At 72.8% G+C, this 26,266-nt stretch carries 23 protein-coding genes and 4 pseudogenes; 16 read left to right on the top strand and 11 right to left on the bottom strand.

Annotated elements, in window-relative coordinates; genetic code table 11:
- Positions 1–9: 9 nt before the first annotated feature.
- Positions 10–1,827, bottom strand: coding sequence for a murein biosynthesis integral membrane protein MurJ (gene murJ / locus OG422_RS29870; protein WP_405747362.1), 1,818 nt, complete (start codon positions 1,825–1,827; stop codon positions 10–12).
- Positions 1,828–1,939: 112 nt separating this feature from the next.
- Between murJ and ligD (OG422_RS29865) the strand changes: the two genes are divergently transcribed.
- A complete protein-coding gene (gene ligD / locus OG422_RS29865; RefSeq protein WP_405747360.1) occupies positions 1,940–2,914 on the top strand; it encodes a non-homologous end-joining DNA ligase in 975 nt (324 codons plus the stop codon).
- Between the two features lie 21 nt (positions 2,915–2,935).
- Here ligD (OG422_RS29865) and ligD (OG422_RS29860) read toward each other — a convergent pair whose 3' ends face one another.
- Complete coding sequence (gene ligD / locus OG422_RS29860) at positions 2,936–3,829, bottom strand: non-homologous end-joining DNA ligase (RefSeq protein WP_405747358.1); 894 nt, start codon at positions 3,827–3,829, stop codon at positions 2,936–2,938.
- A gap of 30 nt (positions 3,830–3,859) precedes the next feature.
- On the opposite strand from ligD (OG422_RS29860), the gene OG422_RS29855 reads away from it, so the two are divergent.
- On the top strand, positions 3,860–5,017 hold the full coding sequence (locus tag OG422_RS29855) for a Ku protein (protein ID WP_405748059.1): 1,158 nt from the start codon (positions 3,860–3,862) through the stop codon (positions 5,015–5,017).
- 101 nt (positions 5,018–5,118) lie between these two features.
- The gene (locus OG422_RS29850) at positions 5,119–5,493 is read left to right on the top strand and encodes an RNA-binding S4 domain-containing protein (RefSeq protein WP_143944556.1); all 375 of its coding nucleotides are present in this window, start codon (positions 5,119–5,121) and stop codon (positions 5,491–5,493) included.
- A 25-nt stretch (positions 5,494–5,518) separates the two neighbouring features.
- Here OG422_RS29850 and OG422_RS29845 read toward each other — a convergent pair whose 3' ends face one another.
- On the bottom strand, positions 5,519–5,959 hold the full coding sequence (locus tag OG422_RS29845; RefSeq protein ID WP_405747356.1) for a YchJ family protein: 441 nt from the start codon (positions 5,957–5,959) through the stop codon (positions 5,519–5,521).
- 243 nt (positions 5,960–6,202) lie between these two features.
- Between OG422_RS29845 and OG422_RS29840 the strand changes: the two genes are divergently transcribed.
- The 3 genes and pseudogenes from OG422_RS29840 to OG422_RS29830 form a co-directional block, all read left to right on the top strand.
- A complete protein-coding gene (locus tag OG422_RS29840; protein ID WP_143944557.1) occupies positions 6,203–6,397 on the top strand; it encodes a hypothetical protein in 195 nt (64 codons plus the stop codon).
- Positions 6,398–6,613: 216 nt separating this feature from the next.
- A complete protein-coding gene (locus OG422_RS29835) occupies positions 6,614–8,320 on the top strand; it encodes an FtsK/SpoIIIE domain-containing protein (RefSeq protein WP_405747355.1) in 1,707 nt (568 codons plus the stop codon).
- 111 nt (positions 8,321–8,431) lie between these two features.
- Positions 8,432–8,765: pseudogene (locus OG422_RS29830) on the top strand (VOC family protein); the annotation flags it as partial.
- Here the strand turns inward: OG422_RS29830 and OG422_RS29825 are convergent.
- A pseudogene (locus OG422_RS29825) lies at positions 8,763–8,877 on the bottom strand (IS5/IS1182 family transposase); the annotation flags it as partial. The pseudogenes OG422_RS29830 and OG422_RS29825 sit on opposite strands and share 3 nt — an antisense overlap.
- 1,372 nt (positions 8,878–10,249) lie before the next feature.
- Here OG422_RS29825 and OG422_RS29820 point away from each other — a divergent pair.
- The 3 genes from OG422_RS29820 to OG422_RS29810 all read left to right on the top strand — a co-directional run bounded on the left by OG422_RS29820 (position 10,250) and on the right by OG422_RS29810 (position 13,136).
- Positions 10,250–10,543 (top strand): hypothetical protein, encoded by a 294-nt coding sequence (locus OG422_RS29820; protein ID WP_405747354.1) that lies wholly within the window; start codon positions 10,250–10,252, stop codon positions 10,541–10,543.
- 247 nt (positions 10,544–10,790) lie between these two features.
- Entirely contained in the window at positions 10,791–10,982 is a 192-nt protein-coding gene (locus OG422_RS29815; RefSeq protein WP_405747352.1) for a hypothetical protein, read from the top strand.
- A gap of 273 nt (positions 10,983–11,255) precedes the next feature.
- Positions 11,256–13,136 carry an ABC transporter ATP-binding protein gene (locus tag OG422_RS29810; protein WP_405747350.1) on the top strand — a complete coding sequence of 627 codons (1,881 nt, stop codon included), beginning with the start codon at positions 11,256–11,258 and terminating at the stop codon, positions 13,134–13,136.
- Between the two features lie 134 nt (positions 13,137–13,270).
- On the opposite strand, the gene OG422_RS29805 is transcribed toward OG422_RS29810, so the two are convergent.
- Positions 13,271–13,444 carry a hypothetical protein gene (locus OG422_RS29805; protein ID WP_405747348.1) on the bottom strand — a complete coding sequence of 58 codons (174 nt, stop codon included), beginning with the start codon at positions 13,442–13,444 and terminating at the stop codon, positions 13,271–13,273.
- Between the two features lie 128 nt (positions 13,445–13,572).
- On the opposite strand from OG422_RS29805, the pseudogene OG422_RS29800 reads away from it, so the two are divergent.
- Together OG422_RS29800 and OG422_RS29795 are read left to right on the top strand one after the other, a co-directional pair.
- A pseudogene (locus tag OG422_RS29800) lies at positions 13,573–13,833 on the top strand (helix-turn-helix domain-containing protein); the annotation flags it as partial.
- A 6-nt stretch (positions 13,834–13,839) separates the two neighbouring features.
- A pseudogene (locus OG422_RS29795) lies at positions 13,840–14,064 on the top strand (IS630 family transposase); the annotation flags it as partial.
- 150 nt (positions 14,065–14,214) lie between these two features.
- Here OG422_RS29795 and OG422_RS29790 read toward each other — a convergent pair.
- Positions 14,215–15,720, bottom strand: a complete 1,506-nt coding sequence (locus tag OG422_RS29790; RefSeq protein ID WP_143943184.1) for a PLP-dependent aminotransferase family protein — start codon at positions 15,718–15,720, stop codon at positions 14,215–14,217.
- 193 nt (positions 15,721–15,913) lie between these two features.
- Between OG422_RS29790 and OG422_RS29785 the strand changes: the two genes are divergently transcribed.
- From OG422_RS29785 to OG422_RS29770, 4 genes are all read left to right on the top strand, one after another.
- Positions 15,914–16,504 (top strand): YitT family protein, encoded by a 591-nt coding sequence (locus OG422_RS29785; RefSeq protein WP_405748057.1) that lies wholly within the window; start codon positions 15,914–15,916, stop codon positions 16,502–16,504.
- Positions 16,501–17,301: a glycerophosphodiester phosphodiesterase gene (locus tag OG422_RS29780; RefSeq protein ID WP_405747346.1), complete on the top strand. Its 801-nt coding sequence runs from the start codon at positions 16,501–16,503 to the stop codon at positions 17,299–17,301. The genes OG422_RS29785 and OG422_RS29780 overlap by 4 nt, the downstream gene beginning before the upstream one ends.
- A 62-nt stretch (positions 17,302–17,363) precedes the next feature.
- Entirely contained in the window at positions 17,364–18,719 is a 1,356-nt protein-coding gene (locus tag OG422_RS29775) for an MFS transporter (protein ID WP_405747344.1), read from the top strand.
- Positions 18,720–19,081: 362 nt separating this feature from the next.
- On the top strand, positions 19,082–19,459 hold the full coding sequence (locus OG422_RS29770) for an RNA polymerase-binding protein RbpA (protein ID WP_026170122.1): 378 nt from the start codon (positions 19,082–19,084) through the stop codon (positions 19,457–19,459).
- Between the two features lie 204 nt (positions 19,460–19,663).
- On the opposite strand, the gene fxsA is transcribed toward OG422_RS29770, so the two are convergent.
- From fxsA to OG422_RS29745, 5 genes are all read right to left on the bottom strand, one after another.
- Positions 19,664–20,218, bottom strand: coding sequence for an FxsA family membrane protein (gene fxsA, locus OG422_RS29765; RefSeq protein WP_405747341.1), 555 nt, complete (start codon positions 20,216–20,218; stop codon positions 19,664–19,666).
- 76 nt (positions 20,219–20,294) lie between these two features.
- A complete protein-coding gene (locus tag OG422_RS29760) occupies positions 20,295–21,053 on the bottom strand; it encodes a polyprenol monophosphomannose synthase (RefSeq protein ID WP_143943180.1) in 759 nt (252 codons plus the stop codon).
- A complete protein-coding gene (gene lnt, locus OG422_RS29755; RefSeq protein ID WP_405747339.1) occupies positions 21,050–22,726 on the bottom strand; it encodes an apolipoprotein N-acyltransferase in 1,677 nt (558 codons plus the stop codon). Before lnt ends, OG422_RS29760 begins: the two co-directional genes overlap by 4 nt.
- A gap of 525 nt (positions 22,727–23,251) precedes the next feature.
- Entirely contained in the window at positions 23,252–24,892 is a 1,641-nt protein-coding gene (locus tag OG422_RS29750; RefSeq protein ID WP_405747337.1) for an amidohydrolase, read from the bottom strand.
- Positions 24,893–25,046: 154 nt separating this feature from the next.
- Complete coding sequence (locus OG422_RS29745) at positions 25,047–25,487, bottom strand: Lrp/AsnC family transcriptional regulator (RefSeq protein WP_030288641.1); 441 nt, start codon at positions 25,485–25,487, stop codon at positions 25,047–25,049.
- Between the two features lie 206 nt (positions 25,488–25,693).
- Here OG422_RS29745 and OG422_RS29740 point away from each other — a divergent pair, with 206 nt between their 5' ends.
- Complete coding sequence (locus OG422_RS29740; protein WP_405747335.1) at positions 25,694–26,113, top strand: hypothetical protein; 420 nt, start codon at positions 25,694–25,696, stop codon at positions 26,111–26,113.
- Positions 26,114–26,266: the final 153 nt, after the last annotated feature.

The following is a 26,266-nucleotide window of genomic DNA, read 5'->3' as shown; positions in this document are numbered from 1 at the left end:
GACGACCGGTCAGGCGCGCCGCAGCCCCGGCAGCGGCAGACCGCGCAGTTCGCCGATGCGCAGCAGCCGGGCCAGGGCCCAGAAGGCCGCCGCCATGGTGAGGCCACCGGCCAGCAGGGTCAGGGCGGGCGCCCCGGTGCCGACGATGCCGGTGGCGGCGAGGTGGCCGAGGAGGGCCGCTGCCGCCGCGGCGGCGGCCAGCTTCCCGTAGGTCCGGCACAGCCGCCGCCCGTCGAGCCTGCCGTGCAGCCGGCGGCGCAGCCGGACGGCGGTGAGCAGCAGCCCGGCGGCGTAGGCGACGGCGTACGCGGCGGCCATGCCGGTCACCGCCCAGCGCGGCGGCAGCAGCAGATGGCAGGCGACGGCCAGGGCGATGGTGACGGCGGCGATCTGGGCGGCGGTCCAGAACGGCGTACGGGTGTCCTCGAAGGCGTAGAAGCCGCGGAGCAGCAGGTACTGCGCGGAGAAAGGGATCAGGCCGAGGCCCAGCGCCTGGAGCATGTGGCCTGCCGGGGCGGCGGAGGCGGCGTCGACCGCGCCGTGGGCGAAGAGGAGCTGGGCGGTCTGCGGGCCGAAGGCGAGGAAGAAGAATCCGGCCGGGACGATGACGACGCCACTGGCGCGCAGCGCGCGGGAGAGATCGCCGCGCAGATCGTCCAGGCGGTGTTCGGCCACCGCGCGGCTCATCCGGGGCAGCAGGGCGGTGACGAGCGAGACGGTGACGAGGGACTGCGGCAGCATCCAGATCGTCTGGGCGTAGGAGTACGCGGTGAACCCGACCCCGGCGGTGGGAAGTTGGCGGTCGGCGGCGCCCGCGAGGTGGGTGACGACGGTCATCGCGGCGAGATTGGCCAGCACCAGCAGCAGGGTCCAGCGGGCGGCGGTCAGGCTTGTGCGGAGTCCGGCGCCGCGCCAGTCGAAGCGCGGCCGGAAGCGGAACCCGGACGCCCGGACGAACGGGATGAGCGCCACGGCCTGGACGACGATGCCCGCGGTGGTGCCGATGCCGAGCAGCCGCACCTGGCCCGCGGTGATGTCGGCGACCTCGCGGGGGCCGGTCAGCAGGGCGATGTAGAGGCCGAACACCGCAATGAGGACGAGGTTGTTGAGGACGGGCGTCCACATCATCGCGCCGAACTTCTGCCGGGCGTTGAGGAGCTGCCCGAGGATGAAGTACAGACCGTGGAAGAAGATCTGCGGCAGCAGGAAGCGGGCGAAGACGACGGTGAGGCCGAAGGCCGCGTGATCCTTCGCGCCGTCGGATGCGTAGACCGCGACGATCTGCGGCGCGGCCCACACCGCGAGCACCGTACCGACCGCCAGGACGCTCAACACGAGCGTCACCAGGCGCTGTTCGTGGGCGTGACCGCCGTCGGGGTGCTCGGCTCGGGCCCGTACCAGCTGCGGGACGAGGACGGAGTTGAGGGCGCCGCCGATGAGGAGGGTGTAGACGCTCATCGGGACGACGCCCGCGGTGGTGTACGTGGTGGCGAGCAGGCCGGTGCCGAGGGCGGCGGCCTGGAGGGTCTGGCGGATCATTCCGGTGGCCCGGGAGACGGCGGTGCCCGCGGCCATCAGCGCCGAGGAACGCAGCGCCCCGCCGGGCTTCACCGCGGCGTGACGGCGGCGCGCGGCGGGCGGGCCGTGGGGCGGGGGCTCCGGGGCGGCGGGGTCGGCGGGTGGCTCACCGGGCCCGGCGGGTGGCGGGTCGGTCAGGGCTTCAGCCGGAGCGGGCCCGCCGCACGGCGGGTCGGCCGGGGCCGGACCTCCGGCGTGTACGGACCGTATCCGCAGCGGCAGGGTCTGGTCGGGTTTCTCCTCCGTCATGGGCGTCAACCTATGCGGGGGTGCCGTCGCGGCCGGGCGGATCGGGTCCGTGCGGGCGCAGCCGCCGTCCGTCCGGTCTGCGGGTCCGGGCCGGGCGGCCGACCATCGAGGTATGGCGGATTCCGCGGGCCCCGGGCCCTTTGGTGGTGCGCCGCCGGTGATCGCGCCGATGCTGGCGGTGCCGGGGCCGCTTCCCGAACCGGACAACGACTGGGCGTTCGAGGCCAAGTGGGACGGGGTGCGGTGCGTGCTGACCGTGACGGACGACGGGACCGTGCGGCCGGTGTCGCGGGCCGGGAACGCTCTGACGGCGACCTACCCGGAACTGCTGGTCCCGGCGGACGGCGCGCGCGGGCACACCCTCGTGCTCGACGGTGAGGTGGTGGCCCCGGACGCGGCGGGGCGGCCGGACTTCGGGCTGTTGCAGCACCGGATGGGGGTGACCGACGCGCGGCGGGCGGCCCACCTGGCGCGGGAGACGCCCGTGCGGCTGGTCCTCTTCGATGTGCTGTACCTCGACGGCCGGTCGCTGCTGGCGGAACCGTACCGGGAGCGGCGCCGGGTGCTGAGCGGTCTGGAGCTGTCCGCGCCGGCCTGGTCGGTTCCGGCCGCGCTGCCGGGGCACTCCGCCGAGGCGTGGGACGCGGTGGTGCGGGCCGGGCTGGAGGGTGTGGTCGCCAAGCGGCTGGATTCCCCGTACACGCCCGGTGCGCGGTCGGCGCATTGGCGGAAGACGAAGCGGGTGGAGACGTGGGACGTGGTCATCGGCGGCTGGACGCCGGGGCTCGGCGGGCTGCGGGGGCTGCCGGGGGCGGTGCTGGTCGGCACCGACGCGCCCGAGGGTCTGCGGTTCGCCGGGGCGGTCGGGTCGGGGCTGTCGTTGCGGGAGCGGCGGGAGCTGGCCGGGTATCTGGAGGTGCTGGCCCGCGCGGATCCCCCGTTCGCGGGACCGGTCGAGGTGGCGGGCGCCCGCTGGGTCGAGCCGCGACTGGTCGCCGAGGTCACGGCGTCGTCGTGGACGGACGCCGGGCGGCTGCGGCACCCGGTGTGGCAGCGGCTGCGCCCGGACCTGACGCGGCTGGGGTGAGGGCGCGCCGACCGGGCGTGGTCACGCGGTACGGGGCAGCGGATGCGCGTGGTGGGGGTTGAGCAGCGGGGCGAACAGATCGCCGTGGCGGGCGCGGCGGCCGGCGATCTCGCCGAAGAGGAAGGTGAGTTGGGCGGGGTCGGTGCAGGCGGCGACCTCGTCCCAGGTGACGGGCGTGGAGACGGTGGGGGTGGCGCGGGCCCGCAGGGTGTACGCGCAGGCGGTGGTCTTGGCCGCGGCGTTCTGCGAGAAGTCGAGGAAGACCTTGCCGGGGCGCAGGTCCTTGCGCATCTTGGCGGTGACGAGCCCGGGGAGCGCGGCGGCGGCTTCGGTGGCGAGGGTCCGGGCGTAGGCGGTGGCGTGCTCCGACGGGGCGGGTTCGATGGGGGCGAGCAGGTGCAGGCCCTTGGATCCGCTGGTCTTGACGCAGGCGTACAGGCCGTCGGCGGCCAGCCGGTCGCGCAGCCACAGGGCGACGGCGCAGCATTCGACGAGGGTGGCGGGGGCGCCCGGGTCGAGGTCGAGGACGAGGCGGTCGGCGGTGCCCGGGGTGTCGCGGGTCCACTGGGGTGCGTGCAGTTCGACGACGAGGTTGGCGGCCCACACCAGGGAGGCGAGGTCCTGGAGCACCACCTGTCGGCGCGATGTCGCGGCGCGGGACGGGACCTCGCAGGTCTTCACCCATGCGGGGGTACCGGGCGGCACGTTCTTGGTGAAGAAACGCTCGCCGCCGGGCCCGTCGGGGTAGCGCAGAAAGGAGACCGGCCGGTCGTGGAGGTGCGCGAGGAGGGCGCCCGCCGTGGTGGTGACGTAGTGCAGCACCTCGCCCTTGGTGGTGCCGGTCTCCGGATAGAGGACCTTGTCGAGGCGGGTCAGCGAGAGGCGCCGCCCCTCCACGACGGTTATCGGCGACATACGATGAGAATCCCACACAAGGGATGAATGATGCGATCTGTATGGAACGGCGCCATTTCGTTCGGCCTGGTCAGCATCCCCGTGAAGACCTACAGCGCGACGGACCGCAGCGCCTCGGTGCCCTTCGTCCGCATCCATGAGAAGGACGGCGGACGCGTCCAGTACCGCAAGGTCTGCGAGCTGGACGGCGAGGAGGTCCCCAACGAGGAGATCGGCCGGGGCTACCGGGCCACCGACGACACGATCGTGCCGGTCACCGATGAGGATCTGTCCCATCTGCCGCTGCCCACCACGAAGACGCTGACCATCCTGGCGTTTCTGGACGCCGGTGAGATCGACCCGCTCCAGATGGACCGGGCGTACTACCTGGGCCCCAACGGCCCCACCGCCACCAAGCCGTACACGCTGCTGCGGGAGGCGCTGGAGCACCACGGCAAGGTCGCCATCGGGAAGGTGGCGATGCACGGGCGGGAGACGCTGGCGATGCTGCGGGCGCACGACGGGGCGATCGTGATGCACGCCCTGCTGTGGCCGGACCAGATCCGCTCGACGGCCGGGGTGGCGCCGGACGACGTGGAGATCCGCGACAGCGAACTGACGCTCGCCGAGACGCTGATGGACTCCCTGGGAGACCTCGACCCGGACGAGCTGCACGACGACTACCGCGAGGCGGTGGAGAGCCTGGTCGCCGCGAAGCTGGAGGGCGGCGAACCGGCCGCACCGAAGACCGCGGGCACCTCGGGCGGCCAGGTCATCGACCTGATGGCCGCGCTGGAGAGCAGCGTACGGGCGGCACGGGAGGGCCGCGGCGAGGAGACGGAGGCGAGTGAGGGGGCCGGGGACGAGAAGGACGCGACCGTCACCCCGATCCGGGGCCGGAAGAGCACGAAGAGCGGCACGGGCACGAAGAAATCCGCGTCCTCGGGCGGCACCTCCGGCCGGAAGAGCGCCGCGGGCTCCTCGGGTACGTCCGGCCGGAAGCGGACGGCGGCGAAGACGTCGAGCAGCCGGACGAAGTCGGCTTCCGGTACCGGCAGTTCGGACTCGGGGGCGAAGAAGAGCACCGCGAAGAAGACCGCCACGAAGCGTACGGCGAAGGGGACCGCGTCGAAGAAGACCGCCGGGACCGCCACGTCGGGCGGCTCGAAACCGGCGGCCGGGGGAACGTCGAAGCGCACGTCGGCATGAGTGGCGGGGCGGGCGGGGCCGGGCAGCGGGCGCGGAACGGCCCTCGGCCTCGGACGGGGCTCCGGTGCCCCGTTGTCACCCCGGCGTTCTAGAGTCGGAACATGGCTTCAGACGAGGGGAACACCCGCATCGACAGCTGGATCTGGTCGGTCCGGCTCACCAAGACCCGGTCGCTGGCCGCGGCCGCCTGCCGGGCGGGCCATGTCCGGGTCAACGGCGAGCGGGTGAAGCCCGCCTACACCGTGCGCACCGGCGACGAGGTGCGGCTGCGGTACGCCGGGCGGGAGCGAATCGTGGTGGTCTCGCGGCTGGTGCACAAGCGGGTGGGCGCGCCCGTCGCCGTGGAGTGCTACGTCGACAACACCCCGCCCGAGCCGCCGCGCGCCCAGGCACCGGTCGCCGCGGTCCGCGACCGGGGCACGGGCCGCCCGACCAAGCGTGACCGCCGCGAGATCGAGCAGCTGCGCGGCCGCTGAGCGAGGGCCGGACGCGCCCGGCGGGTCACGGGCCGTCGAGCGCGTCCACGTACACCCAGGCACCGTCCTCGCGGACGAAGCGGCTGTTCTCGTGCTGGCTGTCGGCCTGGCCGCGCCAGGTGGAGTGTGCACGGAACTCCACGGTGCCCTCGGCGTGGAAGGCGCTGCCGCCGGTGGTACCGAGGATGTCCAGGCCGGTCCACCGCCGCTCGGCGTCGAGGTCGAGCGTGGCGGGGCGGGTCGAGGAGTGCCAGGTGCGCAGCAGGTACGCGGTGTCCCCGGCGGCGAAGGCGGCGTAGCGCGAGCGCATCAGCCGCTCGGCGGTCGGGGCGGCGGCGTCGCCCCGGTGGAACGGCGCGCAGCAGTCGCCGTAGACCGCGTCCCGGCCACAGGGGCACGGGTCCGCGGAGGCGAGGACGGGGCGGGCGGCGGGGCGACGGGGCGCGCTCTTCGGCTTCTTCGACACGCTTCGATTGTGCAGGTCCGGCGCCTGGGCCCGGCGGCGGGGCCGTGCCGCGCCCGGTCCGCCCGGACCGAGGGCGGGCCGACGCCCGCGGAACCGGGCCCGATCACCAGGCCGATTCCCCGTGCGCCCATATGGACGGATTCCACGACAAATCACCCTTTTGCGGCTTTTGCTGGCTTGGTACGTCCTGTGAGGTTGGAAGAACTCATGGTGACCGTCCCCACCTCCCAGGAGAGAACCCTCATGATTCTGTCCATTTCCGGCGTGATCCTGCTCGGCGTCATCGTCTTCCTGTTCTTCCGCAAGGACGGCCTCAAGGCTTCGCACGCCCTGGTGTGCGCGCTCTTCGGCTTCTACCTGGCGGGCTCCGCCATCGCCCCGAGCATCAAGGCGGGCGGCGCGAGCCTCGCCAGCCTTCTGGGAGGGATCCGGATCTAGAGGGGGTCCGGCCAGGACCCGGCGGACGGCGCTCCCCAAGGGCGTGTCCGCCCGCCGGACACGACCCGGTGTCCGTAAGGTCGCGTCCGGCCGATGCCCCGCGGGCCGCCCGGCACCGCCCCTCCCCCGCCACGGCGCGCGTCCCGCCCCGCCGTTCTCCGGCCCGGCTCCCCCGCCGGGCCGCCCACCGCCGCGTACGACACCCAGGAGACCGATGTGGCCCGGCGACCTCTGCCCCGCATCCTGACCGACCGCGCACCGCTCACCCGTGGCCGTGAGCTGGCGCGCACCGCAGCCGACGGCGCCGGCGACATCTTCCATCCGCTGATCACCCTCAGCCGCGGGCTGCGCCGCCTCGCCGTCTCCGGCGGGCAGCGCTGGCGCGCCACGCCCCAGGACCGGCGGGCCCCGATGTGCTTCCTCATCGGCGCCTGCGTCCTGGTCGTGGCGCTGGCGCCGTACGGCCCGCTGCTCGGGCTGCTCGCGGTGATGGGCGCGGCCGCCTGGGCCGGACGGGACCACGTGCCCGCGCCCACCGGCCCGGACGAGGCGGAGGCGACCCGGCTCCGTGTGCTGTACGAGGCGCTCGTCCCGTACTTCGCCGGGGACGGCGACCCCGAGCCGCTGTACACGTACGGCGGTGACTGGACGGCGGCGTTCGACGCGTACGAATTCGACGACGACGGCCGGATCGTGCGGCTGCGGCTGCTCTACCCGGCGTACTTCACCGACGGGGAGGCCGCGGCCCGGGCCCGTATCGAGCAGGTGCTGCACGCGAAGTCGGGGCGCGGCCGGGAGTACCGCTTCGACTGGGACGAGGAGGCGAACACGCTGACGCTGACCGTCCTGGAGGCGCTGCCCACCGACATCGCGGCGCAGCGGTTCGTGACCGCGCCGGGTGAGACGGTGCTCGGCTTCACCGATCCGGAGTCGGTCCAGCGGACGCTGCCGGTCACCGACGGCGAGACGGCGCGGGACGAGCCGCCGGTGGTCTGGCGCACCGGACCGCGCTCGACCGCACCGCATCTGCTGATCCTGGGGCAACCGGGTTCCGGCACCACGACGTTGCTGCGGTCGCTGGCGCTCCAGGCGTTGCAGCACGGCGATGTGCTGATCATCGACGGGGGCGGCACCGGCGAGTTCGGGGCGCTGGCCGGGCGCGGCGGGGTGCTCGGCGTGGAGAGCGGGCCGTCGGGCGCGCTGGCGACACTGGCATGGGCGGCGCAGGAGACCGAGCGGCGGCTCCTCACCGCGAACCGGGCGCGGCAGGCGGGCGAACCGGCGCCCGACGACATCCGCCGCCCGCTGTGGATCCTCGCCGACCGGCCCACCGCGCTGGCACATCTGGCGGCCGCCGAGGGCCGCGACGATCCGCAGCGGCTCCTCCAGGTGCCGCTGCGGCACGGGCGCGCGGCGCAGGTCACGGTGGTGGTGGCCGAGCAGTTCGACAGCTCCGACCTGCTGAGCGAGCCGGTACGGGCGCACACCCGGGCCCGGGTGGTGCTCGGGCCCGCGACGCCGGACGAGGTCCGCGCGGTGCTCGGCGCCGCACCGCACACCACACCGACGCCGGTGGTGCCGCCCGGCCGCGGCTACGCCCGGCTGGGGGCGGGCCCGGTGCTGCGCCTCCAGGTACCGGCGACGCCGGACCCGTACGACGAGGCAACGGGCGAGGCACACCGGCGGGCGGTGCTGGCGCTGCTGCCGGAGCGCACCGTGCCCGCCGGGGAGCAGCCGGCCGGTCGGCCGGTACGGATGACGAAGACATTCACCGAACCCGCGACCGGCGAGGAGGCGCCCGGGCGCGCCGCCGTCGATGAGCCAACGCAGGAGGCCGGACCGCCGTCGGCGAGCGCGACCGGCCCCACGGGCGGCGCGATCACGGTCCACGGCACGGTGCGGGCAGCGGGCGCGGAGGGCTGACGGGCGCGCCCGCGTACGTACCGGGAGCCTTGGTGCGGAGAGACCGGTGTGGACGGGCGGCCACGCCCACGGGGTGCCTTTTCGATCTTCGTGCGTCACGGCGCCGCGAAGATCGGGACGACACCCCCAAGGGTTGTCCCGTGCGAGGTGTGGGGGTACGTCGTACCGCCGCCACCTGAGGGGTTTGCCACTTGGGACGTTTTCAAGCGTGCGCACTCACCTGAGCAGCGGGATTCTTGGTTCGCCTGCAGTGATCCCTCAGGTGTGGGCCCGCGACTACTTCCAGCGCGTCCCCGAAGGGAAGGCCACCAAGAACCGGGGGCATCTTGATGTGCGGGTCGGCACCGGACTCGTGGGGAAAGAGCACCTCGCCGCACTTGAGGCCGAATGCGCACGGCTGGTCCCGCTCGGCGCGGTACACGTGCAAACGCTGAATGACGGCAATGGGGTTCGTACCTTCGCTCCGCACCGCAGTGACCAGCTTGCCGAACTGCCGCGGGCTCAGCCCGGAACGGGGCTGTCCAGGATGGCTCCGACGCCGTGATCAGACCAGGCACGGCAAGATCATGCCACCAAGAACAACCGTTACGGGACAACCCTTAGGTCCGCCCGAACGCAACCTGCTCTGGTTGGTCACCGACTGCCGATGCGGACGCTGCTGACCGACCGGGAGGGCCAGGCGCGGGACCAGGTCGTCCAGTTCCGCACCGGCGCCGGCGAACGCTCCGGCGCCCCCGCATCGACCGGCCACCGGGAACTCTCCACCCACAGCGTGGAGTCCAGCGCCTGGCGGCAGGCTCACCGCCCAGCAGACTTCGGCAGCTTCCCCCGTCGGGGAGCTGACCTTCGGCTACGTGAAACGGCGACCCTGGACGCCCCGGGGGAGGCAAACCCTTCGCCTGTATGCAGACCGACGAACAGACCCAACGCAGCCTGCCGCTGTTGCAGGAGGACTGAGGCCGCCGTCTCAAGGGGAACGGGGCGGAGCACCTCAACAGCCGGAGCGCTCCGCTCAGCAGCCGCCCGAGCCAGCGCTGGAAGCGGCCGACGCCGCGATGGCGACATCGGTGCTGCGCCCTACCGCCCGGTCCCCGGCGCGTTTGGCCCCCTCCAGGCCGACACCCCGCGCGCCCGCCGCCATAGTGGCCTCCATACGGCGCTGCTCCAACAACTCGGCGCGCTGCCGCTTCAGTTTGCTCAGGAATGACATCATGGCCCTCGTGTTTTCCTGTGTGACGACACCCAAAGGCGCTGGCGAATCCACTGTACGGCGGACGTACGACAAGACCCCGCGCCACGACGGCGTACCGCTCCAACTACCGCTGCCATAACGGACACCCGGTCCTCGCCCTGGCACACACCGCCCGTGCGGCAGCAAGGGTGTTGGTGGAGGTGGGCGGGCGGGGGCGAGTGGCCACTGGTCCCGACAGCGGTCACGGTTGAGGGTGCCTTCCGCGATGCCGGCACCGCTCGTCCCAGTGGGGCCGACTGCGTTGGTCGCTTCGCTTGTTGAGACGTAGGGAGGGCCGGGCCCTCGTCGTCCGGATCGTCGTCGCAGAGCACGGGTAGGCGACCGGGCCTGCTGTCGGCGATGCAGAAGTCGTTGCCGAGGGCGGTGGTGGCGCACTTGAGCATGAGGCGGAGGAGGAGCAGGTCGACGTCTCCGTTGCGGAGGGCTGTTTCTGCGGCGGTACAGGCGACGGGGGTTGACGCGATGGGCAATACGTACAGGTGACTTCGGCAGCAGCGGGAACTGGCCGGCCTGGCGCAGCAGCAGTTGACGGATGCGGCGATCACGACCCGATCGCGCATTGCCCATATCGAGGCGGCCGGAGGGTCCCCTCCAAGGGGAACGTGTGGGCCTGGCGTCCTCCGGACGGAGAGGTACGCAGGCGCGACGCCACGACCGATTCCCCCTCGGAGTGAGTGATGGGAACGCCGCCGTCGGCTACGCCTGTCCACTCAACGACGTCTCCTCGTATCCAGAAGGAGATCGAGTACGAGGCCGAGGACCACAGCGGCGTCAGCCTCTCCGCCGAGGCCCGCGCCATCCTCGACGGCTACGTCCCACAAACGGGAGAACCGGCGTGTCGGCATCCTCGCCTGGCACCGGGAACCCCTCGCCACCGGCTCGGCACCCCTGACCGGCCCCCGGACCCGACGGGCCTGGACACCTTCTCGGCGCGGCTGACGTGGATGGCGGGGAGCGCGGGCGTGGCGTAGGGACGGGGAAGCCGTCGCCGCGCGTCGACCGTCAGCAACCGCCCTCACACCCACAGCGACATGCACGTTTTGTCTAAATTCCACGCAATGCACTTGTTGGGGTCGAGGGTCCGACGTAGTGTCGAAAGTGTCGCGGTGGAGACGTTCGTCGGAACGAACCGCAGAGAACGCCCTGACGGGCGTGCCGAATCGCCACCAGAGTACGGTCCGGGAAAGCCGCGGCGGCATCCGATCACTGGAGGCAGAGATGACCTTCAAGGTGTTCTTCCCCCGCATCCGCAACGACCGCGGCGGACACGGTGGAGACGGTGACGGCGGTTACGGTCACGGCGGCCGGGGCGATGACTTCGGCGGACGCAACGGACGCGACGGAGGCGGCGGACACGACGGGGGCGGCTACGGCGGATGGGGAGGCGGCCACGGCGGCTTCCGTAGGTGACCATCTGGTCCGTTGTAGCGGATTTCCCGATATCCGTTGACGACCATGTGACATGTGCTTCGGATCCACGGACCTGAGGCACGGGCAGAGGCGGGCTCGCGCACACCGCGCGGGTCGGCCTCGTGAACTGCCGTCAACCGGTTCCCACGGTCCTGTACGCAGCAATCATGCATCTGCGCAACGACCGCCGCGGCCGCGGCCGGAGGAAAGCTGACGACCGTGCGGCGAAAATTCACAACGGCCGGAAACACCGTCAACGGCCAGGAGCGCCGAATGGCCCACGACCGCCTGCCCGAAGCGGACCCGCTCGCCTCCACCGCCGCACCCCTCACCTCGACCCCGGAGGCGCCTCGCCCCTCCTCGCCGCGCACCCAACTCCCCAGCGAAGCGCCCATTCTGACGCGTCACGTCGGCCCCGTAGAGGCGTTCCACCGCTTCTGGCCGCTGACCCGGGGCGACCGCCGCTGGCTGCTGACGGTGATCGGGTGCGCCATCGTCGCCGCCCTCGCCGAGACCGCCGCGATCCTGCTCTTCGCCCAACTCACCGACCACGCCCTGGCAAAGGGCTCGGTCAGCGCCTTCTGGAACCCCGCCGGCAAATGGCTTGCGGTGGCGGTCATCGGCGCTATCGTCGGCTATCTCGGCAACTCCCTCGCCGCCTGGACCGCGGAACGCTTCCTGCTGCGCCTGCGTGCCCGTGTGTTCTCCCATCTCCAGAAGCTTCCGCCGCACTTCTTCCAACGCAATCGCCGCGGCGACCTGGTGGAACGGCTGACCGGCGACGTCGACGCCATCGAACGGCTCGTCGTCAGCGGTGTGGTGGGCGCCTCCGCGGCCCTCTTCTCCACCCTCTTCTACGCCGCCGCCGCCCTCTGGCTGCGCTGGGAACTGGCCCTCGCCACCTTCGTCGCCGCCCCCCTCTTCTACTTCGCCACCCGCCGCTTCACCGGGCGAATCCGCCAGGTCACCCGCCGCCAGCGAGCAGCCGACGGCGCCCTCACCTCCGTCGTCGAGGAAACGCTGGTCAATGTCGTCCTCACGCAGGCGTACAACCGCCAGCACGACGAGGAGGAACGCCTGGTCAGGGAAGCCCGCCGCTGGCTCCGCGCCTCCGTCGCCAGCGCCCGCCTCAGCGCCCTCTACGACCAGTTCATCGAGATCCTGGAAACCCTCTGCGTGCTGGCCATCATCGGCCTGGGCGCCTGGGAGATCTCGGCGGGCCGGCTGACCCTCGGGCAGCTCCTCGCCTTCGCCGCTTTCATCGGCTACCTCTACCCGCCGATCCGCTCCCTCGGCCACCTCGGTCTCACCGCCACCGCCGCCACCGCCGCCGCCGACCGGCTGCTGGAAATCCTCGACGCCCACCCGGCCGTCGCCGACCCACCCCCGGCCCGCGCAATCCCCCTCCCGCACCGCGCCCGCGGCGAACTCCGCGTCGACGACGTCACGTTCCGCTATCCCAACTCCCCCCACCACAACGCCCTCAGCTCCCTCGCCTTCACCGCACACCCCGGCGAGTTCGTGGTCGTCACCGGCCCCAGCGGCGCCGGCAAGTCCACCCTCGCCGCCCTCCTCCTACGCTTCTACGACCCGGACACCGGCACCATCCGCCTCGACGAGATCCCGATCGACCGTCTCCCCCTCACCGACCTCCGCCGCAGCATCACCCTGCTCCCCCAGGAGACCCTCGTCCTCCACGACACCATCGAGCACAACATCGCCTGCGGCCGCGAATACCCCACCCCCACCCGCGACGAGGTCACCCGGGCCGCCCGGGCCGCCGACGCGCACGGCTTCGTCACCGCCCTCCCGGACGGCTACGACACGGTCATCGCCCCGTCCACCGCCGCCCTCTCCGGCGGCCAACTCCAGCGCGTCGCCATCGCCCGCGCCATGCTCCGCGATGCCCCTGTCCTCATCCTCGACGAGCCCACCACCGGCCTCGACACCCTCGCCGCCCAACGCATCCTGGCCCCCTTGCACCACCTCGCCGCCGGCCGCACCACCCTCGTCATCACCCACGACCTCGACCTGGCCACCACCGCCGACCACATCCTCGTCCTCAACGACGGCCACCTCACCGAATCCGGCACCCACCCCCAGCTCCTGGCCCGTGGCGGACTGTACGCGGAGCTGTTCGAAGGGCGGGCGTGAGCGAGAGCGGCCAGTGGCGAGGGAGGACGCCGAGGCACTCGCCACTGTGCGCTCCCGGCAACCAGTGTGATCGGCGGTGGGGCGGCCATCGACGTTTCGGCCCGTGGGCGGGTGGTGCGGTGCGCGACTGCGCGTCAGCCCCAGAATTCCCGCAGCGCGGGGTTGACGGCCGCGGGCTGGATGAGGGCGGGGTCGGGGCGGCGGGCGGCAGCGATGAGCGCGGCGACGGCCGCCGGGCCCGCTGGGGCCTGCGAGGCAGTCGGGACCCGGCCCCCTCCGCCCCCGTCACAGTCATCCCACACGGTCACGTGCACGGCTGTCACAGGGCGCCCTCCCGAGACCTCGGAGCACCAATCCCCAAGGCTAAAGGGGGCTCGGACAGGCCGTGGGAGGCAGGACCTAATGACCTGAGTCGGAGGTTCGTCGTTGGTTGTGTGTGAGTCGTCCTGGACCGAAGATTCCGCCGTTGTCGGTCACTGATGCCCAGCGGGCTGTGCTTGAGGGTTGGGTGCGTCGGCGTTCGACGGCTCAGGCGTTGGCCCTGAGGTCGCGGATTGTCCTGGCATGCGCAGAAGGCCATTCGATCGCGGAGGTGTCGCGCCGTCTTGGGGTCGCTCCTGAGACGGTTCGCACCTGGCGACGGCGGTTCCTCGACCGCGGCCTGGAGGGCCTGTCCGACGAGCCGCGTCCCGGTGTCCCGCGGAAGATCAAGCGCTTCCACCTGCACTTCACACCAACCAGCGCATCCTGGCTGAACCTGGTCGAGCGGTGGTTCGCCGAGCTGACGCAGAAGAAGCTCAAACGCGGCGTCCACCGCTCCGTCCAGGCCCTCGAACGCGACATCCGCGCATGGCTCGCCAACTGGAACGAGCACCCCAGGCCCTTCACCTGGACGAAAACAGCCGACGAAATCCTCAACAACGTCGCCGCCTACTGCCACCGAATCTCTGACTCAGGACACTGGGGGGCGTCTTCCCGATCTTCGTGGATCAGGGCGACAACGCCGCGAGGTGCGGTGCCAGGCGCCACGACCCCACGAAGATCGGGAAGACGCCCCCAGGCCCGGCCCCCGCCGGGCTCAGGCGACCAGTGTCCGCACCGTCTCCACCCCGGCGGTGTGGCCGCCGGCGACCAGCCGTGCCGCGTTCGCCAACCGGTCGGCCGCCTCCTCCGCGACCGCGCCGCCGACCGTGAACGGCAGTCGTACGTACCCCTCGAAGGCGCCGTCGACGCCGAACCGCGGCCCGGACGGCACCCGGACGCCCAGTCGCTCCCCCGCCTCGGCGATCCGGGAGCCGGACAGGCCGCCGGTGCGGACCCAGAGGGTGAGGCCGCCGTGCGGGACGGTGAACTCCCAGTCGGGCAGCGCGCGACGGAGCGCGCCGACGATCGCGTCGCGGTTGCGGCGGGCCTCGTCGCGGCGGATGGCGACCGCCTCCTCCCAGCCGCCGGACTCCAGCAGCGAGGCGATGGCGAGCTGTTCGAGGACGGGTGAACCCAGGTCGGAGTAGGCGCGGGCGGCGACCAGACTGCGGATCAGATCGGGCGCGGCGCGCACCCAGCCGATCCGCATCCCGGCCCAGAACGCCTTGCTGGCCGAGCCGACGGTGATGACGGAGCTGCCCGCCGGGTCGAACGCGCAGACCGGGCGCGGCGGTTCGGGATCGTCGTCCAGCCGCAGTTCGGTCATGGTCTCGTCGACGACGAGGAGCGTTCCGGCCGCGCGCGCCGCGTCGACCATGCGGCGGCGCTGGTCCTCGGTGGCGAGGGTGCCGGTGGGGTTGTGGAAGTCGGCGACGACGTACGCCATGCGGGGCGCGGCGTCCCGCATCACCTGGCGCCAGGCGGGGATGTCCCAGCCGCCCAGCCGCTCGGTGAGCGCCACCGGCACCAGCCGGGCACCCGCGTCCCGCATCAGCTGGAGGATGTTGGCGTACGACGGGGAGTCGACGGCGACGCGTTCGCCGGGGCCCGTGCAGAGCTTGCAGATGGCGGCGACGGCGCCCATAGCACCCGTCGTGACCATGATCTGCTCGGGCATGGTGGGGATGCCGCGGGCGGTGTAGCGGTCGGCGAGGGCCTGGCGCAGGACGGGCAGGCCCGCGGGGTAGTCGCCGTGGGTGTGGGCGTAGAGCGGCAGGTCGGCCATGGCGCCCTGGACGGCGCGGGTCAGCCACGGCTCGGGCGCCGGAAGCGCCGCGCACCCCAGGTCGATCACGCTGCCGCCGGCCTCCGGCGGCAGCGGCTCCAGCCCGCGGGTGGGCAGCGGGTTCCCGGCCGGTACGGCGGTCCAGCTGCCGGAGCCGCGGCGGGACTCCAGGAAGCCTTCGGCACGCAGCGCCTCGTAGGCGGCGGCGACGGTGGTGCGGCTGACGCCGAGGGCGCCGGCCAGTTCGCGTTCGGCGGGCAGCCGGGCGGCGACCGGGATGCGCCCTTCGAGGACGAGCAGGCGCACGCCGTCGGCGAGGCTGCGGTAGGCGGGCAACCGCCGCCCGGTGGCGGTCAGTTCGGCGTCCCTGGGGTCCTGCGACCGGAGCAGCCGGGCGAGCTGGTGAGCGCCCACCGCCGAAGTCCACTGCGCCATGATTGCAGTCCACCTTTCCTGGATTGGCTCTCGATCACCTGCACCGACCTGCCACATGGTGGCATGCGTCGGTCCAATCCTGCCAGGAGGGGGAAGTTCCTTGTCCATCGACGAGGCGCACAAGAAGCCGGGTACTTTTCTGCCGCGTCGGCTCGTGCAGCTCTACACGGGTCTGGTGCTCTACGGCGTGAGCATGGGGCTCCAGCTGCGCGCCGGGCTCGGCCTGGAGCCGTGGAGCGTGCTCAACCAAGGTATTTCCCTGCACACCGGACTGTCGATGGGGACGGTCACCATCGTCACCGGCGCGCTGATCCTGCTGCTGTGGATCCCGCTGCGGCAGCGCCCGGGTCTTGGCACGGTCTCCAACGTCATCGTGCTGGGCCTGGTCATGGACGCGACGCTGTCGCTCGTCCCCGACCCGCGCGCCCTGGCCATCCGTATCCCGCTGCTGCTCTTCGCGGTGCTGCTCAACGGCGCGGCGACCGGGCTGTACATCTCGGCGCGCTTCGGTCCGGGGCCGCGCGACGGTCTGATGACCGGGCTGCACCGGCGCACGGGACAGCCGCTGCGCCTGGTGCGGACATGTATCGAGGTGACCGTGCTGGCCGTGGGTTTCCTGCTCGGCGGTTCACTCGGCGCGGGCACCGTGCTGTACGCGCTGGCGATCGGCCCGCTGGCGCAGTTCTTCCTGCGCCGGTTCGCGGTCAAGGGGCTGTCGCCGGAGCCGTCACGGGTGGTGGCCGGAGCCGATGCCCCGGCCGCACCGGCGATAATTTCCGAGTGACCCCTGCGATACGCCCCCGCCACCCGTACCTCGACCACCCCGCGCCGCTGCCGTTCGCGCACCGCGGCGGGGCGGCGGACGGTCTGGAGAACACCGCCGCGGCGTTCCGGCGCGCGGTGGCGGGCGGCTACCGCTACCTGGAGACCGACGTCCACGCCACGTCGGACGGCAAGCTGGTGGCCTTCCACGACGCGAGGCTGGAGCGGGTCACCGACGGGCGGGGCGCGATCGGGGAGCTGCCGTGGCGGGCGGTGCGTACCGCCCGGGTCGCCGGGCGTGAGCCGCTGCCGCTCTTCGAGGACCTGCTGGCGGAGTTCCCCGAGGCGCGCTGGAACGTCGATCTGAAGGCGGAGGCGGCGCTGGAGCCGCTGGTGGAGCTGGTGCGGCGGGCGGACGCCTGGGACCGGGTGTGCGTCGGGTCGTTCTCCGAGGCGCGGGTGGCGCGGGCGCGGCGGCGGGCCGGGGCGCGGCTGGCGACGTCGCTGGGTACCCGGGGCGTGGCCGGGCTGCGGCTGCGCTCGCTCGGCCCGGCGCCGTTGCCGCTGGACCGGCTGCTGGGCGCGGCGGTGCGGCGCAGCGCGGTGTGCGTGCAGGTGCCGGAGCGGCAGGCGGGGATCCCGGTGGCGGACCGGAGGTTCCTCCGCGCGGCGCATGGCCTGGGGCTCCAGGTGCATGTGTGGACGGTGAACGATCCCGGCCGGATGGCGGCTCTGTTGGATCTTGGGGTGGATGGCATCATGACCGATCACATCGACACACTGCGTGCGGTGCTGACCGGACGGAACGCCTGGATCTGACCCCCGGGCGCCCGGTCGCGCCGCCGGGGGAGAGACGGGGGTGGGCGGTGCACGCACCGACCGTGGACGATCAAGGAGCGCGGCTCGCCGCGCTCCGCCGCGAGCAGCGCGGCTGGTACTGGTACGACTGGGCCAACAGCGTCTACTCCACGACCGTGCTGACGGTCTTCCTGGGCCCGTATCTGACGTCGATCGCGCAGGCGGCCGCCGGTCCGGACGGTTTTGTCCATCCGCTCGGGATACCGGTGCGCCCCGGCTCGTTCTTCGCGTACACCGTCTCGGTTTCGTTGCTGCTGTCGGTGCTGGCGATGCCGCTCGCCGGGGCGCTGGCCGACCGTACGGGGCGGAAGAAGCCGCTGCTCGGCCTCTGCTCCGTGACGGGGTCGGTGGCGACGGCCGGGATGTTCTGGCTGGAGGGCACGCGGTATCTGCTGGGCGGGGCGCTGCTGATCGTCGCGAACGTCGCGTTCGTGGTGTCGATGATGCTCTACAACTCCTATCTGCCGCAGATCGCCGGGCCCGAGGAGCGGGACGCGGTCTCCACGCGCGGCTGGGCGTTCGGCTACGCGGCGGCCGGTCTGGCGCTCATCGCCCATCTCGTGCTGTACGGCGCGCACGCCTCCTTCGGCCTCACCGAGGGCACCGCGATCCGCATCTGCCTGGCGTCGTCCGGGCTGTGGTGGGGGCTGTTCTCGGTCATTCCGCTGCGGCGGCTGCGGGACCGCTGGACGGACCGTGCGGCGGACCGCCCCGGGGCGGGCGGGCCCGCGGTGCTCGGCCAGGGCCTCGCCCAGCTGCGCGCGACGCTGCGCGACATGCGCGCCCACCCGCTGACCCTCGCCTTCCTGCTGGCCTATCTCGTCTACAACGACGGCGTGCAGACGGTCATCACCCAGGCGTCCGTCTACGGCTCACAGGAGCTGGGGCTCGACCAGACGACGCTGATCGTCTCGGTGCTGCTGGTGCAGGTGCTGGCGGCGGCCGGGGCGCTGGTGATGGGGCGGCTGGCCCGGCGGCACGGCGCGCAGCGCACGGTCCTCGGTTCGCTGGTGGCATGGACGGCGACGATCGCGGCGGGGTGCGCGCTGCCGCCCGGGGAACCGGCGTGGTTCTACGCACTGGCCGCGGCCATCGGCCTGGTTCTGGGCGGCAGTCAGGCGCTTTCGCGGTCGCTCTTCTCGCATGTGGTGCCGCGCGGCAAGGAGGCGGAGTACTTCTCCGCGTACGAGATCAGCGACCGGGGCGTGAGCTGGCTGGGGCCGCTGGCGTTCGGGGTGGCCTACCAGCTGTCGGGGAGCTACCGGCTGGCCATCGCGTCGCTGGGGGTGTTCTTCGTGGTGGGGTTCGTGCTGCTGGCGCGGGTGCCGATGCGGCGGGCCGTCGCGGCGGCCGGGAACCCCGTACCGGACCGGATTTAGTGTCGGCGGAGGTGGCGCGGTAGTATACGCCTTTGGCTCACCAGGCGGACCGTTACTGCGCGTTCAAGAAAAGTGGGCGCTGGGTGACATCTCCTGTCAGATGTGACAAAACGGGCGCTGGTGGGTACAACAAGGGGCGGCACGAAGGTAGGCAGCGGCGCACAGCGCCTCCGTCAAGGGCGGTGGTGGGCGACGGGTGAAGGTGAGCAGCGGCGTACGGCGCCTCCGTCAGGAACGGTGGTCGGTGACGGGCGGGCGCATCCATCCCGAATTCGGGAATCTTCACCGCCGACCGGACGTTGACCTGATGACGACGACAGCGACACCTGTCCTGTGGGCGACAAGCCCGGGAGGCACGATTCATGAGTGAGCGAGCTCTCCGCGGCACGCGACTTGTGGTGACCAGCTACGAGACCGACCGCGGCATCGACCTGGCCCCGCGCCAGGCGGTGGAGTACGCATGCCAGAACGGACATCGATTCGAGATGCCGTTCTCGGTTGAGGCCGAGATTCCGCCGGAGTGGGAGTGCAAGGTATGTGGTGCACCCTCGCTTCTGGTGGATGGCGACGGCCCGGAGGAAAAGAAGGGTAAGCCCGCGCGTACGCACTGGGACATGCTCATGGAGCGGCGCACCCGCGAGGAGCTGGAGGAGGTGCTGGCCGAACGGCTGGCCGTCCTGCGCTCCGGCACCATGAACATCGCCGTGCATCCGCGCGACAGCAACCGCAAGTCCGCCTGACGACCGGACTTCCCGACGCAGTACCGCACCACAGCAGCACGCAAGGGCCGGTGCCACCACTCGGTGGCGCCGGCCCTTGCGCATGTCCGGGGCGGCGCGGCGCCGTCCGGGCGGGCGCGGGGCTCCTCTCCCCCACGGGCCCGGCCCTTCAGCGGTGCCGTCCGGGCGGCCCGGCTCCGGCTTCCGCCCGCGGCCTCCCGCCCCTCAGCGGGTCAGCGGCGGGTCCTGGCGGGGCGGGCGCGGCTCGTCGTCGCGGATGACCTCGCCCTGGACGACCTTGCCGTCGGGCCGGTGCATCCGTGCCTGTTGGAAGGCGTCGCCGAGGGAGCCGGGTGCCGGGCGTGCGCCGCGGGTCAGCAGCTTCTCGGCGCGGTGGCGGATCAGCTTCCCGGTCGGCGGGAAGAGGCAGAGCAGTCCCAGCAGGTCGGAGACCATGCCGGGGAGGATCAGCAGCAGACCGCCGAGCATCGGCAGGGTGTTGCCGCCGTCCTTGGCGGGCTCGGGTGCCGTACCGGACTGCACCGAATCGGCCAGCCGGCGCCAGGCCCGGCGGCCCGCCCGCCTGATCACGTAACTGCCCGCGACGACCCCGGCGATCAGCAGCAGGAAGACCGTCCAGCCGCCCGCCGCCTCGGCCACCAGCCGTAGCAGCCACACCTCCAGGGCCAACCAGGCGATCACCGCGAGCGGCAGGACGCGGCGGGCGGCGGAGCGCCGGGGCGGGCGGGACGGTGGCGTGGGCGTGGCTCCGAACGTCATGCCTCAAGTGTGCCTGGCCACCCACGTGGACCGCCCCGGAGGGTCGCCGGGACGATCACCTCGGAGCGGCCGGACGTCACTTCCCGCGGATCTTGTCCAGGCGGGAGCCGACGCCCCAGGCCGTGACCCGCCACAGCGCCTCGACGACGATGTCGCGGCTCATCTTGGAGTCGCCGCGTTCCCGCTCGACGAAGGTGATCGGCACCTCGACGACGTGCAGTTCGGCCTTCACGGCGCGGCGGGCGAGGTCGACCTGGAAGCAGTAGCCCTGGGAGGCCACCTCGTCGAGACCCAGCCGGTCGAGCGCCTCGACACGGAAGGCGCGGAATCCGCCGGTCACATCGCGGATCGGCACATCGAGCAGCAGGCGGGAGTAGGTGGAGCCGCCGCGGGAGAGGAATTCGCGGGACTTCGGCCAGTTCACCACCCGGCCGCCGGGCACCCAGCGCGAGCCGAGCACCAGGTCCGCGCCCTTGAGCGCGGTGAGCAGCCGCGGCAGCTCCTCCGGCTGGTGGGAGCCGTCGGCGTCCATCTCGACGAGGACGCCGTAGTCGTGCTCGACGCCCCAGCGGAACCCGGCGAGATAGGCGGCGCCGAGCCCTTCCTTGCCCTTGCGGTGCAGCACGTGGACGTGGTCGTCCGCGGCCGCGAGTTCGTCGGCGAGCTTGCCGGTGCCGTCCGGGCTGTTGTCGTCCGCGACGAGCACATGCGCCTCGGGGACGGCGGACCGTACCCGCTCGACGATCGGCTTGACGTTCTCCGCCTCGTTGTACGTCGGGATGATCACCAAGGTGGTGCCGAGCGGACCGTACTGCCGCTGACCGCCGTCTGTCACTGCTGCCCCTTCTCGTCCTTCGGTCGCCCGCGCCGGCCGATCAGAGGGGACGCGACGCAGGTCAGAAGGCCCACGATAGCGAGCGTCCACTCAGGTGCCGCACCCACGCGGTCGGCGAGCGTCGTTTCGTCACGCAACGGGATGCGTGCGGAGACGACACCCTGGGTGAATTCGGGAATCTTCCGGACGATCGTGCCGTCCGGCGCGACCACCGCGCTGATCCCGCTGGTCGCGGCGGTGACGACGGCCCGGCCGTGCTCGACGGCGCGCAGCTTCGACATCGCCAGCTGCTGCTCGGGCTGCCCACTGCGGCCGTAGGTCGCGTTGTTGGTCTGGATCACCAGGGCCCGCGCCCCGGCGCGCACGGTGTCGTGGACGATCTCGTCGTAGGCGACCTCGAAGCAGATGACGTCGCCGAGCCGGGCGGGCCCGACCTTCAGGACGCCGGTGTGATCGCCGGGGTAGAAGTCCCGCGGCACCCGCTGGAACCGCGTGATGATCTTGCTGAGCTGTTCCCGGAACGGCACGTACTCACCGAACGGCACCGGATGCTGCTTGGTGTACGAGGCGCCGGGGCCCTTGGCCGGATCCCAGACGATGCCCTCGTTGAAGACGTACCCCTGCTTGCTCGGGTGGTCGACGAGGGCGCCGACCAGCACGGGCACGCCGATGGCCCGGACGGCCTCGTCGATGCGGTCACGGGCCTGCGGGAAGCGGAAGGGGTCGAGGTCGGAGGAGTTCTCCGGCCAGATGACCACGTCGGGCTTCCTCGCCTTCCCGGCCCTGACGTCGGCGGCGAGCTGTTCGGTGGCCCGGGCGTGGTTGTCGAGGATCTGCATCGGGCGGCCGAGGAAGTCCATGCCGGGCCGCTGGACGTTGCCCTGGACGACCGCGATGTCGACGGTGTCGTCGGCCTTCGTCGGTACGGGGATCAGCGTCCCGGCCGCGGTGATCGCCGCGGCGAGGCCGAACGCCTCCACGGCGGGCAGCGCGCGGCGCAGCGTTCCACCGGAGCGCAGCCCCCACAGTCCGGCGGCGCAGGCCGCCAGCAGGCCGCCGGTCAGCGCGACGGCGAAGGTCACCAGGGGCGCGCCGCCCAGCGCGGCGAGCGGGGTGAAGGGCGAGCCGGTGTTCGCGAACGCCAGCCGCCCCCAGGGGAAGCCGCCGAACGGAAGCCGGTCGCGGGCGCACTCCTGGGCGACCCACAGGCAGGCGCCCCACAGCGGCCACAGCGGCAGCCGGGAGACGCGGGCGAGTCCGGCGCCGAGCAGCGCCATGAACAGCGCCTCGGCGAGCGAGAGCCCCACGACCGCGTCCCAGCCGACGACATGCAGCCACTTCAGCAGCACCAGGAAGAACGGCAGGCCGAGGACGAGGCCGAGCCAGGCGCCCTGCGCGGCGCTCCGGCCGCGGACCAGCAGCGCCAGCGCGGCGACCGCGACGAGGGAGAGCGGCCACAGGTCGTACGGCGGGAAGGCGAGGCCGAGGGCGATTCCGGCGCAGGCGGCGAGCGCGGTGCGCGGGGCCATGCGGCGGGCGAGGGCGCCGAGGCGGCGCCACCGGCCGGGGCGTTGCGGTGCCACGTCCGGCGCGAACGGCGGCACAAAACCGTCGGCCGCGTCGCGGTGGTCCGCGGCTTCGGTGGTGTCGGAGGGGCCCGGGGGCACGGTCACGCCTTCCTGCAGGTCGTGCGGTGGTGAGCTGACCGTACATCGGAAGGCCGGGGCGGCGGATGCGGGGGCCGGAGGCACCGGGTGGGGCGGTGCGGATAGGGGCCCGGTGCCCTTCGGGCCGACCTGGGGCCCGCTGGCTGCGGGTCGACCGAGAGCCGTTGTCTACTGAGCGTCCGGGCCCCACCCGGGTCGCACCGTCCTCCCGGCTCTCCAGGGAGCCAGGAGGGACCCCTCCGGCCGGAGCCTTTCCGCGTCCCGTGCCGCTGGTGCTGGACCTGGCTCACAGTGACGGCGTCCGGTCCCGGCACACCGCCCGTGGCCCAGCCGCGGCCGACGACGGTACGGAATCTCCCGGCCGGACGTCCTGTGGTGGACTCGGCCGAACCTACCGGCCGCCGACCGCATGCTGTCAACAGCTGCCACATCCGGGGCCTTTTCACCGCTCCGCCGGGCCGGTGGCCGCCGATCCCAGGCGGGGCAGGGGCGTATGGTGCGGCCGCCGCGCACGGCTGCGGCCGCGGGAAGTCACTCGTTCGGCCGTGCGAAGACGGTACGTCCGGCGACGACGGTGGCGAGGCAGACCGGCAGCGGGCGGCCGGGGCTGAGGTCGGGCAGGCCCGGGGTGCCGGAGCGGGGGTCGGTCGACCAGCGTTCGACGCGCTCGTCGGGCGCCTGGACGACCAGGTCACCGGCGCGCCAGACGGCGTAGTCGGCGGGGGCGCCGGGGACCAGCACACCGGCGTCGTCGCGGCCGATGGCGCGCCAGCCGCCGCGGGTGTGGGCGGTGAAGGCGGCGCGGGCGGAGATGCCGTGCGCCCGGGTGCGGTGGAAGACCGCGGCGCGGATCGTGCCCCAGGGGTCGAGGGGGGTGACGGGGCTGTCGGAGCCGAGGGCGAGCGGCACCCCTGCCTTGAGCAGCGCCGCGTACGGGTTGAGGGTGCGGGCGCGGTCGGCGCCGAGGCGGGCGGCGTACATGCCCTCGCCGCCGCCCCATGCCGCGTCGAAGGCGGGCTGGACGGAAGCGGTCAGGGCCAGGCCGGCGAAGGCGGCGAGGGTGCGCTCGGTGAGCATCTCGGCGTGTTCGACACGGTGGCGGGCGGCGCGGACGCGGGCGAGTCCGACACGGTCGGCGGCGGCCCGGACGCCATCGGTGACAGTGGTCAGGGCGGCGTCGCCGATGGCGTGGAAGCCCGCCTGGAGTCCGGCTTCGGTGCAGTGCGCGACGTGGGCGGCGACGGCCTCGGCGTCGAGGTGGGCGGTGCCGGTGTGGGCGGCGTCGGCGTACGGCGCGTGGAGGTGCGCGGTGTGCGAGCCGAGGGAGCCGTCGGCGAAGAGGTCGCCCGCGGCGCCGGCGGCGCCCAGTTCACGGATGCGGTCGGCCTCCTTTGCGGATGCGACCAGTTCGGCCCAGTAGCCGACGACCCGCGGGCCGTGCCCTTCGGCGGCAAGGGCCAGCAGAGCGGTGAAGTCGTCCTCGCCGGAGATCTCGGGACCGGCACATTCGTGGACGCTGCCGATACCGAGCGATGCGGCACGGGCGAGCGCGGCCCGCTGCGCGTCGGCGCGCTGCACGGGGGTGAGCGTCGCGTACGCGGCCTTGCGCACGGCGTGGTGGGCGTCGCCGGTCAGCGGGGCGTCGGCGTGGAACCCGGCCAGGTCGCGCAGGCCCGGGACCAGGTCGAGCAGGGCGGTGGTGACGACGGCGGAGTGCACGTCGACGCGGGTCAGATAGAGGGGACGGCCGCCAGTGGCCTCATCGAGTTCACCGCGCGACGGCGGGCGCCCCTCGGGCCAGGCGGTGGCGTCCCAGCCGTGCCCGAGGAGGACCCGGTCGTGCGGGCGGGCCGTGGCATGCGCGCGCACGCGGGCGAGCGCGTCGGCGAGGTGGGTGGCCGGGGCGAGGTCGAGTCCGGTGAGGGCGAGGCCGGTCGCCGTGGTGTGCACATGTGCGTCCGTGAACGCCGGGGTGACGAGCGCACCGTCGAGATGGACGACCTCGTCGACCCCGTCGGCGAAGGAATCGGCGGCGCCCTCCTCCCCCACCCACGCGACGCTGTCCCCTTCCACCACCATGGCGGTGGCGAACGGGTCGGCGGGACTGTGCACCTCCCCGCCACGCAGCAGGACGGTACGGGGACGGGCCGGATCGGGGATGCGCTCACTCATACCGGACAGTTTCGCCCCTCCGCGGCCGGTGCCGGTGCGCGGGGTGGGCGAAGGACCGGTGTGGCGGGGAATTCGCCCCGGGCGGACGGATGCGGCCGGGGACGCATGGAACGGTCCGCCCGGGGCGTGCCAGGCGCGCGGGGCGCAGGGTCCCTCAGATCCGAGGCGGCCGCGCCTCGTACGGCGTGGACAGGACGACGGTGGTGCGGGTCGAGACACCGGCCAGGCTGCGGATGCGGCTGAGCAGGTGTTCCAGCTCCAGCGGGGTGGCGACGCGGACCTTGAGGATGTAGTTCTCGTCCCCGGCGACGCTGTGGCACGCCTCCAGCTCGGGAACGTCCGCGAGGCGCTCCGCGATGTCGTCGGGGGCGCTGGGGTCGAAGGGTTTGACCGAGATGAAGGCGGTCAGTGGGAGCCCCACCGCCTCCGGGTCCACGATCGCGGCATAGCCGCGGATCACCCCGCGCTGCTCCAGGCGGCGCACCCGTTGGTGCACCGCCGAGGTGGACAGGCCGGTGGCCTTGCCCAGGTCGGTGTAGCTCATCCGCCCGTCCTTGACGAGCAGATCCACGATTCGTCGGTCCAACTCCTCCACGCGTTCAACTTACTGTGCCGACACGCCCGCGCGCACCGCGCGCCGGGTCGTGGACCCCCCGCACACCGTTCATGTGACGAACGCCACAGGCGCGCTCCGCCGTCCGGAGGGCGGCGGAGATTATGCGCGCGGCATGAGGGGAATTGCTGGTGGTGGCCCGGACCGCCCGTCACAGGAGCGGCGGCCGAGCGGCCCACCCGAGGGGGATGAACATCATGCGACGCGTCAAGCAGGACACCGCTCCGACCCGAGTCGGCACCACGGACGGCGACAGTTCCGGATTCGTGGAGGACGGCGATCCGGACGAGTTCGGTACGTACGACATCTTCCGGGTCTCGTGCCCGGACTGCGGTCAGCCCATCGCGCTGCTCGCCGAGGAGGACAGCCTTCCCGAGCACGCGCTGTGCCCCTCACCGTGGAACCCGTTCGGCCTGACGGTCTGCCAGGGTTCGGGACGGCCGGTGAGCGACGCCGTGGAGACGCCGGGCGCGCTGGACGCCCATGAGCAGGACGCCGCCGTCCTGTTGACGCTGCCGGAGAGCCTGGACTGGCGTCGTCAGCCGTTCTCCCACATCGGCGGCGACGGGTCCCGCGCTCCCCGGTTGCCGCGGATGCGCCGCGCCTGACGCCGCGTCGAAGGCGATCGGCGCCCGCCCCCAACGGCGCCCGGGGCGAGGGAGCCTGACTCCCTCCGCCTCTCCCCCACCGCCCCCGGGCCGGTCCCACCGGTCCGGTTTCTTTCATGCCTGAATCACCGTACGGAAAGCCCCCTCTTCCCT

Origin of the sequence: Streptomyces sp. NBC_01525, assembly GCF_045040405.1 — a bacterium.
In the GTDB taxonomy this organism is placed as follows: Bacteria; Actinomycetota; Actinomycetes; order Streptomycetales; family Streptomycetaceae; genus Streptomyces; species Streptomyces benahoarensis.
Note: the sequence above shows the minus strand (reverse complement) of the source record. Positions and strands in the feature narration are given on the sequence as shown.